The organism is Parendozoicomonas sp. 2304DJ65-17 (assembly GCF_058148445.1).
Genome location: NZ_JBYVJV010000001.1, coordinates 422,535 through 435,015, shown reverse-complemented (window position 1 = coordinate 435,015; position 12,481 = coordinate 422,535). Strand labels below are relative to the sequence as shown.

General features: G+C 48.6%; 13 protein-coding genes. 5 read left to right on the top strand and 8 right to left on the bottom strand.

Annotation, left to right across the window (positions count from 1 at the left end; genetic code table 11):
- Position 1: 1 nt before the first annotated feature.
- The 5 genes from ACY2RR_RS01975 to ACY2RR_RS01955 are packed head-to-tail and all read left to right on the top strand — an operon-like array spanning position 2 to position 4,249.
- Positions 2-1,246 carry a hypothetical protein gene (locus ACY2RR_RS01975; protein WP_490106456.1) on the top strand — a complete coding sequence of 415 codons (1,245 nt, stop codon included), beginning with the start codon at positions 2-4 and terminating at the stop codon, positions 1,244-1,246.
- A gap of 11 nt (positions 1,247-1,257) precedes the next feature.
- On the top strand, positions 1,258-1,707 hold the full coding sequence (locus tag ACY2RR_RS01970; RefSeq protein ID WP_490106455.1) for a flagellar basal body-associated FliL family protein: 450 nt from the start codon (positions 1,258-1,260) through the stop codon (positions 1,705-1,707).
- Positions 1,708-1,711: 4 nt separating this feature from the next.
- Positions 1,712-2,485 (top strand): sigma-70 family RNA polymerase sigma factor, encoded by a 774-nt coding sequence (locus tag ACY2RR_RS01965; RefSeq protein ID WP_490106454.1) that lies wholly within the window; start codon positions 1,712-1,714, stop codon positions 2,483-2,485.
- Positions 2,479-3,336 carry a flagellar motor stator protein MotA gene (gene motA / locus ACY2RR_RS01960; RefSeq protein WP_490106453.1) on the top strand — a complete coding sequence of 286 codons (858 nt, stop codon included), beginning with the start codon at positions 2,479-2,481 and terminating at the stop codon, positions 3,334-3,336. Before ACY2RR_RS01965 ends, motA begins: the two co-directional genes overlap by 7 nt.
- A gap of 1 nt (position 3,337) precedes the next feature.
- Positions 3,338-4,249 carry a flagellar motor protein MotB gene (locus ACY2RR_RS01955; protein ID WP_490106452.1) on the top strand — a complete coding sequence of 304 codons (912 nt, stop codon included), beginning with the start codon at positions 3,338-3,340 and terminating at the stop codon, positions 4,247-4,249.
- 6 nt (positions 4,250-4,255) lie between these two features.
- Here the strand turns inward: ACY2RR_RS01955 and ACY2RR_RS01950 are convergent, their stop codons facing one another.
- The 8 genes from ACY2RR_RS01950 to ACY2RR_RS01915 form a co-directional block, all read right to left on the bottom strand.
- Positions 4,256-5,101, bottom strand: a complete 846-nt coding sequence (locus tag ACY2RR_RS01950; RefSeq protein ID WP_490106451.1) for a hypothetical protein — start codon at positions 5,099-5,101, stop codon at positions 4,256-4,258.
- A gap of 93 nt (positions 5,102-5,194) precedes the next feature.
- Positions 5,195-5,674 (bottom strand): flagellar FliJ family protein, encoded by a 480-nt coding sequence (locus tag ACY2RR_RS01945; RefSeq protein ID WP_490106450.1) that lies wholly within the window; start codon positions 5,672-5,674, stop codon positions 5,195-5,197.
- 38 nt (positions 5,675-5,712) lie between these two features.
- Positions 5,713-7,053, bottom strand: coding sequence for a flagellar protein export ATPase FliI (gene fliI, locus ACY2RR_RS01940; RefSeq protein WP_490106449.1), 1,341 nt, complete (start codon positions 7,051-7,053; stop codon positions 5,713-5,715).
- The gene (locus tag ACY2RR_RS01935) at positions 7,050-7,880 is read right to left on the bottom strand and encodes a FliH/SctL family protein (protein WP_490106448.1); all 831 of its coding nucleotides are present in this window, start codon (positions 7,878-7,880) and stop codon (positions 7,050-7,052) included. Before ACY2RR_RS01935 ends, fliI begins: the two co-directional genes overlap by 4 nt.
- Positions 7,881-7,912: 32 nt before the next feature.
- Positions 7,913-8,932, bottom strand: a complete 1,020-nt coding sequence (gene fliG, locus ACY2RR_RS01930) for a flagellar motor switch protein FliG (protein ID WP_490106447.1) — start codon at positions 8,930-8,932, stop codon at positions 7,913-7,915.
- Positions 8,925-10,589: a flagellar basal-body MS-ring/collar protein FliF gene (gene fliF / locus ACY2RR_RS01925; RefSeq protein WP_490106446.1), complete on the bottom strand. Its 1,665-nt coding sequence runs from the start codon at positions 10,587-10,589 to the stop codon at positions 8,925-8,927. Before fliF ends, fliG begins: the two co-directional genes overlap by 8 nt.
- Positions 10,590-10,610: 21 nt before the next feature.
- Positions 10,611-10,919, bottom strand: a complete 309-nt coding sequence (gene fliE / locus ACY2RR_RS01920) for a flagellar hook-basal body complex protein FliE (protein WP_490106445.1) — start codon at positions 10,917-10,919, stop codon at positions 10,611-10,613.
- 29 nt (positions 10,920-10,948) lie between these two features.
- Entirely contained in the window at positions 10,949-12,265 is a 1,317-nt protein-coding gene (locus ACY2RR_RS01915) for a sigma-54-dependent transcriptional regulator (protein ID WP_490106444.1), read from the bottom strand.
- Positions 12,266-12,481: the final 216 nt, after the last annotated feature.

Here is a 12,481-nt window from a genome sequence, read left to right as displayed (position 1 = left end):
AATGGCAATATCCGTTAGCGGTAACCATGCCCAGCTCTCTTCTGCTCCGGCTGCTTTAAGCCGTGATGGAAGTGTTGGGGAAACTGGTGCTATTGGTGAGGAGGAAGAGTTTCTCGACGCGGATATAACCTCCCTGCTTCTGAATTGCCTGCCAGAACAGACATTTGGTGAGCAGCTGCGCAACACTCTTGATAATCACTCTCCAGAGCCCCAGTCGTTAAAAAGTAACTCTCTCTCGAGAAGTGCTCCAGTTGAATACAGTGACAGCATTAACCCATTAACTCTTACATCAGAAGAAACAGGTCTTCTGCCTGTGCCTGAAACCGTAGAGATGAGTACTGTTTCAGGTGAACAGGTTTTGGAGCCTGCTACTGCAGAGAAGTTTAATGGTCATGCCGGGGAAGAATTGGTGACACTGGAGCCCGTCTTAGATCTGGTTCAACCCAGTTCAAGCGGTAACCCTGAAGCAGAAGAACCTTTATCTGGAAATCAGGTAGAGCAAACTGCAGAGGTTAATAAGCTTCTGGCGAATGATCGTTTCAATAAAGCCGCGGTTGCAGTGCAGACAGAATCAGGAAAGGCTTCTGTATTACCTGCAGCCGGTGAAGTGCATAAAGAGGCTGCAACTACTTCAACCTCAACCTCAACCCTTGCAGAGCTTGATACCCCTTCTGCACAACCACGGCAGTTATCGGAAGTTGTGACAGAGCCTGTCCCTGTCACCTCCGATGCTAGAGAAAACACAGGAGTTAAGCCCATGTCTTTGACTGCAAGTTCAAAGGCTCCAGAGCTTGCCCCTGATTCTTTTATAACAGGTTCTCAGAATGACCAAAGTGCCAGTCAGGTTTCCGAAAGTCTCCATACCGTCTGGCTGGGACAGGACAGGAGAGCCCGGTTTACGGTAAGCACTGAATATCTGGGAATTGTTGAGGCCCAGCTGGAGCAGGGAGAGCAAAGCATCAGTCTGAATATTCAGGGGACGGAAAGTCATCTGGATATTTTGAGGAGCCACAGGGATGCATTCCGCATGGTGGTTGAAAGCAGTTATCAGGATTATCAACGCGTTGATGTGTCTGTATCAGACTATGACCATAAATATTCTTCAGAACATCCAGCAAATACAGAACACTTTCGGGAGCAGGGTTACCCCGCGGGGCATGAAGGCAGCGCCCTTCAGGGAAGTGGGCAGGAGAGAAGCCTTTCTAAATTAAGTGACCCATATTCACTGGTTGATACCTACGCCTGAGGTAACCGGCCATGGCTCTAGCCAGTCGTCGAAATATCATCATTATTGTTGCCGCTGTAGTCGTTGTTGCAGCGGCTGTTGCCGCATGGTTGTTGATGGATGAAGGTAGTATTGATCCGGAAGCACCTCCACAGGTTGCCGTTGTTCCCCTCTATCAAAACCTTGGCACGCTGGTGGTGAATCTGATTGATGAAAATGAGGAAACTCACTACATGCAGGTTGATGTTTCCCTAATGACGCGCAGTGCCAAATACGCCAAAACCCTTGAGTCTTATGTGCCTGTTTTCAGGAATGCCTTACTGGAACTGTTCTCTAACCAGACTTACAAGGCCATGTTGATTCCCAAAAACAGGACGCAGTTAAGAACCGATGCCCGGGAGCTTGTGCTGAAGGTTGCATCAAGAAAAACAAAACAGGCTCAGGTTGAAGATGTGTTATTCACCAGCCTAGTGATCCAGTAACACCATGTTGGCACGAAGCTCTCCGGCAGATACTCACGTTATTACGCGGGATCGTTACACATTACGGGCGAGGTCGGACAGTCAGCCAAACTGGCAGACTCTGGTTGAAGAAAACCTTAGGCTGGTCAGGCGACAGGCTCGGCGTATTGCTGAACAGATTCAGCGACTGGAAACCATGGATGATCTGTTGCAGGCAGGATTTTTTGGCCTGGTAGAAGCTGCTCGTCGCTATGATGGAAATTATGGTACTGGTGCCGGAGAGTTTGAACGGTTTGCCCAGTTGCGTATCCGGGGCGCGATAGTTGATGAAATCCGCCGCATGGACTGGCGCCCTCGCAGAATCAGTCGCTCTGCATCATATATCTCCAATCGCATGGCTGTGCTTGAGCAGCGATTGGGAAGAGTGGTTACAGAAAGAGAGATGGCCGAAAGTCTTGGTTGTTCTGTTTCTGACTATCAAAAAGAGCTGGAAAACATTGCGTGTGGCCAGCTGGAATCCCTGATTGACGAACCTTTGGATAGCAAGACGAACAATGAACAGAAAATTATCAGGCAGGAACAGGCTGTTTTGCTCAGTCAGGGTATTGATCGGTTACCGGTTAATGAGAAGCAGCTTCTGGATTTTTTTTACCGTCAGGGAATGAACCAGTGTGAAATTGCTGTGGTGTTTCAGGTAACAGAGGCACGTATCAGCCAGCTCCACAAACAGGCTTTGCTGAGGCTGAGAGCTTTTATGCAGTCACGCTCTTCAGGGAAAAGTGGTACTTGTTCATGCTGAGAATTGTTGGGTTTCTGGTTCTGTTTGCCAGTGTGATTGGTGGCTTTGTTGCTGCCAGCGGCAAGATGCTAGCGCTGTGGCAGCCAGCAGAACTTGTGGTTATTGCTGGGTCAGCGGTTGGGGCTTTCATGGTAGCAAACCCCAGTTCTGTTCAGCAGCAGGTACTGGAGCACCTGAAGTTTGCATTTATCAAAAAATATGACTTTGACCGCGATTTTTATATGGATCTGCTCAGGATGGTTTTCCAGCTGTTGGAGATCTCCCGCAGGGAAGGTGGCAATGCTCTGGAGGAACATATTGAAGCGCCGGAAGACAGCGCAGTATTTGTTGCTTACCCGAGGATATCCAGTCATCGACGTTTGCTCCATTACGTGACCGATAACTTTCGACTGACCAGTCTGGGAAATATTACTTCTCATGACCTCGAGAACCTGATGGAGCAGGAGGTTCATACCTTTGGTAATGATATCAAACGCTCTTCCAAAGCTTTGCAGCAGACAGCTGATGCCTGCCCGGGGTTCGGCATTATTGCTGCGGTTCTGGGCATTATTATTACCATGCAGTCTATTGATGGACCGGTTGAACTTATTGGGGTAAAAGTCGCGGCCGCGTTAACCGGTACATTTTTCGGGATACTTCTTTGTTACGGCATATTGGGGCCGCTGGCCTCGGCTATTGATCACACCGCCAAGAATGAAGTTCAGGCTTTTGAGTGCGTAAAGGCGACACTGGTTGCCAGTTTGAGTGGGCGCCCGCCTCTTATGGCGGTGGATGCCGGGCGAAGGGTGCTTCTGGACGAGATCAGACCGTCATTTTTTGAGATGGAGAGCTGGCTCAAAGGAGAACGCTAATATGGCTGATGTAGTTGTTATTCGCTCCAAAAGTGGAGGGGATCATGATGATCATGGCAGCGGTTCCTGGAAGGTGGCGTTTGCCGACTTTGCTATAGCTATGATGGCACTGTTTATGGTTCTCTGGCTGGTAGCTGCAACCAATGAGGTTCAGAAAAAGTCGATATCCCATTATTTTTCTAACCCCGGGATATTCCGAAAACCTTCCAGCCGTAACCCCATTCCCATGCAGGGAGCCACATCTGTTCATCAGGGCACGCCCAAACCGATAAATGCTTCACCTTCCGGAAAAAGTGGTTTTGAACCTGCCGGTGAAGAATCCCCTGGCCTTGATGAAATGATGGGTATGAATGCGTTGTTCTCTGGCGTGAGTGAAGCTCGGGGGCTGGGAGGAATGCGGCGTTGTATGCAGGTACGTACGTTACCCAAAGGACTGATGATAACTATTGTTCAGGGGGATCACGGCGCTGTTTTTCGTACTGGCCACAGCGATCTGACTCCATTCTATGAAGACTTTGTTCTGGCATTAAGCCCAATGATTGAGAAGTTAGCCCGTGGAGTGGTGATTGTTGGTCACAGTGACAGCACAAGTTTTCATGACCAAAGATATCAGAACCGCAACTGGTCTCTTGGCGCCCAAAGAGCTGAAAATGTTCGGCAGACTCTTATTTTTGGAGGGGTGTCGCCAAATCTGATAATCGGCACAACGTCGATGGGTGACAGGGCGCCGATTCAGGGAAAGCCTGCTGTTGACCCCATTAATCGCAGAGTTGATCTGTTAATCCTGACCCAGAAAAGCGAGAAACAATTACTCAAGCAGTGGAATATGATCCACGATCTGGATGACCTGATGCCACAAACGGAAGTGGACTCAGCTATATATTCTGCAGAGGCTAACCAGCGGGAAATCTAAAACTCTCTACATTGAACGAATAATTGCCACACCGGCCTCAGAAAACGCCTGTTCAAGCCCTTCACGGTAAGAGGTAAAGGCTTTGAGCATATCTTTATTCGCATTGTCCTGTAAAAGGTAGGCCTGAAACTCATCAATGATAATCCCGTCTTCGGTGTTATACGCTTGACCTAATACCGCTCTTATTTTGTCTTTGTCGGAGGGTGTTACTGTATCTTGCCAGTAGCGATCTACCACTGTTTTATAGTTTGGGGTGAGCAGGTATTGGGCGTGGAATATTTCATGACTTAAAACGGATTGCTGGGACTTTGTGCTTTGTACAGATAGGCCGACAATGTAGAACGGGCTGTCGTTGCTCTTGATAGGAGATGATGACATTGCACTATAGAACTGGCTCTCCATCTCGTTAAGTTTTATCTGTTTATTCTTATTGGCAGCATCATAAAACTGCACAACAACTGTTCCGGGCAGGTTGTGACCAGCGACAAGCTTCTTATAGTTAGCCAGTGTCCAGTTATTGTCTGCCAGCAAAGTTCCCCTGGCCATTCCTTTACCTGCACCCATAAAGATTCCAGCACGGGTGAAAGCATCGTTTAAATCCTGCTGATAAAAAGCAATACACAGATAGAATCGGGGAATCTCAAAAGTCTCGCTACAGGCCATATAACGATCCATCTCTGATGTATCTTTATCAAGATTGCTGAGCAAGCGGCGTGCAACAGTCGATTTCACACTGCGAATTAAGTTATCTGCACCGCCTTTTTCTATGGAGACAGGCTGGTCATTGATAACGACTTCGGCTCTGCAGAATGCACTAACGACAAACATCATGGCAGTGATGAAACGAAGCATATTGATCACCTCACTTTTCCTGCTTATAGAAAAAGAGCCTTAATTCCGTGGCAGTTAGAACTAAGGCTCTCTATCGACATTGGGTTTGAATGTTTAATGTGGACGCGTTTTCCGGATATGAGCGGCTGCTACTTGATCATCCAGAGTCTTTTGATCTTTTCTGATCACCTGCTGGCGCTTTCTGGCTTTTAATTTTTCCAGAACCTTTTCCATGGTTTTGATTTTGCGCTGTTCTTTCAGTGCTTCTTCCTGACACTGCTGATAGGTCGCCTCTTCTCTTTTGACTTGATTACTCTGCAGGTCTTTTACATCAACCAACAATTTACGAAAGCTGGCCTGATTAACGATCGACATAGGTTTCTGACCAGCAGGCTTGTTACGATAATCTTCCAGGGCATCGTTAAGCTTTTCCAGTTGAAGGGTCTGGTTGCGCAAAACCATAGCTGCTTGGTGGGTGAGCAGGCGAGCCTGATCAAAACGACTTCTCTGATGATCCAAACATTTGTTCAATAGATGAATACTTTTGTCTGTCACGGAGGTTGATGAGTGAGCGGCAGAAGTACCGGTGGTCATGGGATATCCTTATCCTTGTTGTTTATTTTTCTTAAACGTCAGTTAGACGTTGTACTGGGAACAGGAGCCTGTTCCGGCGACCAGATAGATAACAGTTGAGCCACACTGCTCTGACTATCTACCTGTTCATACATCCCCTGACGCAGGTAACCCTGCAGCAGAGGATGAAGTTCCATTGCCTGGTCCAGTTCCGGATCAGAGCCTTTCTGATAAGCACCAATAGCAATCAGATCTTTCAAGTGTAGATAACGGGTGTAAACATGCTTGAATTGCTGCATACATTGCTGGTGTTGTTCGCTGGTCACCGCGGGCATGGAGCGGCTGATGGATGAGCCAATATCAATGGCTGGATAGTGTCCGGAATCAGCAAGTTCTCTGCTCAGAACAATATGACCATCCAGAACAGAACGCGCGGCATCGGCAACCGGATCCTGCTGATCATCCCCTTCTGTCAGCACGGTATAAAATGCGGTTATGGAACCATTTTCCTGTGAGCCATTACCTGCACGTTCAACCAGTTTTGGAATCAAAGAAAAAACCGACGGTGGATAACCTTTGGAAGTAGGTGGCTCGCCAACGGAAAGAGCAATTTCACGCTGCGCCTGAGCATAGCGGGTGAGGGAGTCCATCAGTAGAAGAACATCTTTACCCTGGTCCCGAAAGTATTCTGCAATACGATGGCACAACTGAGCAGCGCGTAAACGCATAACCGGAGATGAGTCTGCAGGAGCAGCAATAACCAATGAACGTTCCAGGCCGCCTTGTCCAAGAGTCTGCTCGATAAACTCTTTTACTTCCCTGCCTCGCTCACCAATCATGCCGACAATGGTTATATCTGCTGTGGTGTTGCGGGTCATCATTCCCATTAATACGCTTTTGCCAACACCGCTGCCAGCAAACAGCCCCAGCCGCTGACCTTTGCCAATAGTGAGTAAGCCATTAATTGCCCTGACGCCTACATCCAGAGGTTCACTGATAGGCCTGCGTTGCAGAGGATTAATAGGTTCGGCGTGCAGATGAATATTTTCTTGTGTGGTAACCGCTGGTTTGCCGTCCAGTGGCTGACCCAGACCATCAAGAACCCTTCCCAGCAGCTCTTCGCCTACAGGAATATCGCAGTCATCAGAAAGAGGTTTTACGCGATCGCCGGGGCGCAAACCTGTCGGGCTGGTGAGAGGCATCAGGAAATGTCTTTCACCACTGAAACCAATCACTTCTGCTTCAACATTCAGCTCGCTGTTTCCCTGTATTAAGCAGCGATCACCAGTCGCCAGATGGCAACCTGTTGCTTCCAGCAATAACCCGCTCATACGCTTTAAACGACCATGGGTACGAGCTACAGGTAGCTGGCGAATTGCCTCTAAAAGAGAAGAGCTCATGAAAGGTGCTTCTCCAGTTCTTTCGGCAGTTCCTGACGAATAAGATTCAGGCAGTCGCTCATACGTTGTTCAAGGCTGGCTTCCGCTTCAGAGTGTTCTGCTTCAACGTAGCAATCCCCTGGAGCAACTTCCGGTGCGGCAACGATTGACCAGCGCTCCCGGATATCTGGGTGCAGCTGAACAAGTTTCTCCGCATCCACAGGATTCAGGTGAACCTTAAAGTAGCCACTATGGTTCGGTAACTGTTGAAGGGTGTCTTCTATAACCCGGTAAATATGTTCGGGGCGGTTACGAAGCTCAATGCGGGTCACATGTTCAACAACGGTGTGAATAACTTCCGACAACCAGTGGGAAAGCTGCTCCCGGTGCTCATGGTTAAGTTTTCCAACCTGATCCAGCTGGCTGTCCATTTGTTGCTTCAAATAATCCAGATCCTGCTTGCCATGGGCAAAGCCCTGTTCATAGCCTGTTTCAACACCTTGCTGGTGGCCTTCTTCCAGGCCTTTTTGCAAGCCTTCACCGTGGCCCTGCTGGAAACCTTCTTCTTGCCCTTTGGTAAAACCCTGTTGAAAACCATCTTCCTGTGCTTTCTGCATACCCTCTTTATAACCGGCACGAAAACCATCGTTATGGGAGGTTATGGGTTCCTGCTTTTGTGGCGACTGTGAAGTTTTCTGGGGCACAGACTCAGTGACTACCGATGATTGTGTTTCTTCATCCTGCAGAGGCAGTTTCTGCTGGGTAACAGGTGGGCGGGCAAAGGCCGGAAACTGCACTTTCTCCGTTTTGCTGTTCTCAGGTTTAATAACCTTTCCCATGGTTTTCATAAACGCATCCTGCTTTTTCAGCTTATGGCTGTTTATTCGATCATTTCTTCGTCTTGAGCACTCAGCTCAATCTCTCCGGAGTCCGCCAGCTTTCTTGCCGCATCGAGAATTTCCTGGCGGGCTTTCTGAACCTGGCTGGCACGTACACTGCCAAGGTTTTCTATATCATTCTGTAGATAACGAGCTGTTCGCTTGGCCATATTTGCCAGGATTTTGCTCATTAGCTTGTCAGACGCACCTTTCAGGGAAAGAGCCAGAATTTCCTGGGGAACTTCGGCAACAACTCTGGCCAGGTTTTCATCAGTCAACTTGGTCAGATGCTCGAATACAAACATCTGGTCTTCTATCTGCTCGGCAAGAGAGGTATCGCTGCCTTTAAAATGTTCCAACAGCTGCCGGGCGGAGTTTTCATTCATTCTGTTCATCAAATCAGCAACCTGCCGCAAGCCAGCTACGGAGGTGTTGTGGCTGGATGTCATCTTGACCATATTCTGATCAAACATGTCATTCAGTTCCTGAAGAATAGATGGGTGTAGTTCATCCAGTTTGGCGACACGGGAGAGTAATTCTCTATGGCTTTCCGCTGGTAGCCTTTGCAGAACAGCTGAAGCCTGGTCTGCATCCAGATACGCGAGCACCACGGCCTGAAGCTGAGGATGCTCGTTGGAGATCAGCTCAGCAATCATGGATGTATCCATCCACTTAATCATTTCCAGAGAGTTGGTAGTGCTCTCTTCGCCAAACACACTCTCCAGCATATTGTTGGCATCTTTGTTCGGCAGAGCCCTGTTCAGGGTTTTCTCCAGAAACTGTTTAGTTCCGCCAAGCAGGCCAGATTCGTAACGGTATTCATGGAAAAATTGCCCTAAAACAGTTTGCACTTCTTCCCTTTTCAGAGGCGGCATACTCGCCATTGCCATGGTGACCTGGCGAATCTCCTGCTGGGACATGTGCTTGAAAATTTCTGCTGCCCCTTCTTCCCCAAGGCTGAGCATCAGCACAGCAACATTTTTGGTTCCGGAACCAATGAGGCCTGATCTTTCATCATTCATTATTTTTCATCCACATCTTGGCAACCTGTGCAACACGGGCGGGCTCTTTATTCACAAGCTTTCTGGCACTGCTTAGCTGGGTATCAAAGTCAGCGACTTCCGGCGGAAGCAAAGCCATGGAATCATCGAGATAAACGTTTTCATGCTGCGCCTGGGGAGCGGCCAGTGCCTGTGGGGCCTGAATCATGGGCGGAGGGTTGGCAACGCGTTTCACCAGCGGGCGCAGAAGGAAAATGATCACTGAGAAACACAGCAAACCGCCGATGATGTAGCGCAGGTAAGTAATCATCTGCGGCTGCTGCCACCAGGGAATTTCGATCATTTCTATAGGTTCAGGTTTGATAAACCCGGCACTGTGGATGCTGATTTGATCCTGTCGTTCGCTGTCGAAGCCCACAGCATCCTGAACCAATTGTTTTAACTGTGCAGTATCAGGAGTCGCGCCTTCTTCAAATGCTGACTGATTGAGGATTACGGCAATACTCAGTCGTTTAACTCGGCCTTGTTGCTGAGTAACTTTCTTAATTACCCGATCTAGCTCGTAGTTGCGGGTGTATTCCGTCTGTTTACGGGGTGGTGCAGCGCCATCTTTTTGTTCTTCTTCATTGTCCGACGTCGCTGGTGGCGCATTGCTGAGTGCGCCGGGAGCTCCTCCAACTCGTTCGCCACTGTTAGGGGTTTCTCGGGCATATTCGCTGCGAATCACACGACGATTGTCAGGGTCATATTCTTCTGATGTCTGTTCTATACGGTTGAAATCAACGTCAGCTGTCACCTGAACCCGGTAGTTGTCTAACCCAACAATGGGCTCAAGGAGGTTACTGATTCTGTTGGTATAATTGGCTTCAACTTTACGGGTGAAGTCCAGTTGCTTATTGGCCATACCAAAGCCGCCGTCGTCTGCATCCAGATCCCGGCTGAGAAGGTTTCCTTTTTGGTCAATAACAGAAATATTGTCACGGGGCAGGCCGGTTACGCTGCTGGCAATCAGGTTTACGATGGCCTCTACCTGAGAGCGTTCCAGCTTATGCCCGGGTAACAGTTCAACAAAAACAGAAGCTGTTGGCTTTTCAGTTTTCCGAACGAAAGAACTTTTCTTGGGAATGGCCAGATGAACACGGGCGTTGCGAACAGACTTCAGACTGATGATTGTGCGAGCCAGCTCACCAGCCTGTCCCTGACGATAACGTACATTTTCCATAAACTGACTGGTACCGAGGGAAGGGTCTTCTCCCAGATCATCCAAACCTTCCGGTTGTTCCTGGGTAATGCCTGCTGCGGCCAGTTTGATACGAGCTTCGGAAATGCGTGAGGAATCAACCAATACCTGCCCGCTTTGTGGGTGAATCCGGAACTTAATGTTTTCCTGTTTCAGTACACCGGTTACACCAGATACATCATAAAGTTCATGACTGCCATAGAGTGGCTGGTAGTCAGCATTCTGGGACCACAGAAAACTAACGATTCCCATTGCCAGTGAGCCCGCCAGAACCACAATTAACATCAGCTGTGAGCGAGGACTGTTATGCAACATGGTTACTAAAGTCAGTAACAGCTGTTTGCCACGACTTTGGGCAGTTTCTTCGTTAGCTGTTTCAGCCTGACCAGCAGCAGGTTGGCTCTGGATTGGTGTGTCTGGTGACAAAGCGCTATTCATAGTGTTTTGTTGGCTTCCTTATCAAACCTGCATCCGCATCACTTCTTCGTAAGCTGCAACAACTTTATTGCGTACCTGAAGCAAAGACTGGAAAGAGAGGCTGGCTTTCTGGGAAGCAATCATGGCACCCAGAAGGTCGTCGCTGGCTCCGGTTTCTACCGCTTCCATGCGAGTGCTGGAGTCCTGTTGCAGACTGTTCACATGGTTGAGAACCTGCTTCATGATGTCGCCAAAGTCAGGGCCTTCTTCTACTGGTTGCCCGATAGAAAGCTCTCGGGCTATAGGGTTTTGTTGAAACAGCGACTGGATTTGAGTGCTTGATTCGACCATCGTTGTCCTCTCCCTGCGTTGTTCTTATTTCACGAATTGTGTTGAGACAAGCTTGCAGGCATGGCGGGATCTATGCCGTAGCCACGCATTTCTGCCAGTTTGTTGCGAAGTGTTCGGGTCGTAATTCCCAGCGCTTGCGCTGTTTTTTCCCTGCGCCCGGAATATTGCTGAAGTGCAGCGACGATATGCTGGTATTCCGCTTTGCGGCAGTGTTCTTCCAGACTTTCTGCGTTAAAGGTCAGTTCTGCTTTTGCCTGAACGTGCGGCAGCATCAGATCTTCAACGTCAATAGTTGAGTGACGGCTGATAATAAGAGCGCGCTGAATAATGTTTTCCAGTTCCCGGACATTTCCCGGCCAGGAATGTTTTTTCAGTTGTTCTGCAGCGTCTTCGGAAAGGCTTTTCTCACTGCCTGCTTCTGCCAGAAAGTGTTCAACAAGAGGAACGATATCTTCCGTGCGTTCTTTTAATGGCGGGCAATGGAGTGGGAAAACATTCAGGCGGTAGTAAAGATCTTCCCGGAAGGACCCCTCTTTCACTCGCTGTTCAAGATTCTGATTGGTTGCTGCGATGATGCGGATGTCGAGTTTTACGCTTTGTGTGCTACCAATCCGTTCTACCTCCCGTTGCTGCAAAACCCGTAAAAGTTTGGCTTGCAGGTGTAGGGGCATCTCGCCAATTTCATCCAGAAACAGTGTGCTCTGATTGGCCTGCTCAAATTTACCGGGGCGAGCTGTATAAGCGCCGGTGAAGGCGCCTTTTACATAACCGAAGAGTTCAGACTCCAGCAGATTTTCCGGAATAGCCGCACAGTTGATGGCAACCATAGTCTGGGCTCTGCGGGATGAATGTCGGTGAATAAAACCAGCCAGGATTTCTTTGCCGGTTCCGCTTTCTCCGGTGATCAATGCGGTGGCATCTGATTTAGCGACTTGTTCCGCTACCTGATAAAGCTGCCTGCTGGCAGGGGACAGGGCAATGATATGGCTGTTATTTGTTGTTCGCCGAATTAGCTGATTGGTAAGGTTCTGCAGTAATGAAATATCCAGAGGCCGAGATAGATACTCGGTTGCACCGGCTTTTATAAGAGCAACTGCTTCATCAATTGCTGGAGTATCAGTGGTAATAATGACTGGAGGAGAGTGGCGACTCTTCTTGAGCTTCTCAAGCAGCTGGTGAGTTGGGGTATCAGACAGATCGGCATCGATAACAATAACATCCATGCACTGGGTCTTGAGCAGGGTGAGAGCCTGCTGACCGTTGTCTGCAGTAAAGGTTCTGCAGGGAAGCGATGTCAGTGGGGCAATGCAATCCTTCCCCACCAGTAAAATGCTGTATTCGTACATATCCCTGTACCACTCAGCGCCCCGCTTCCCTGCACGCTGGCTGCTACAGCCTGAATACGTGATGGCGTGTCATATTGATGAAATAAAGCGAGGAAATATAAATTAGTTTTTGTATTAACAATTGAAATATAGAGGAATAAGAAATGGCCATAAGCTGATGAAATAGATCAATTTGCTATTTAAAAAGGTTTGATTATTTCTAAAGTCTACTCACAG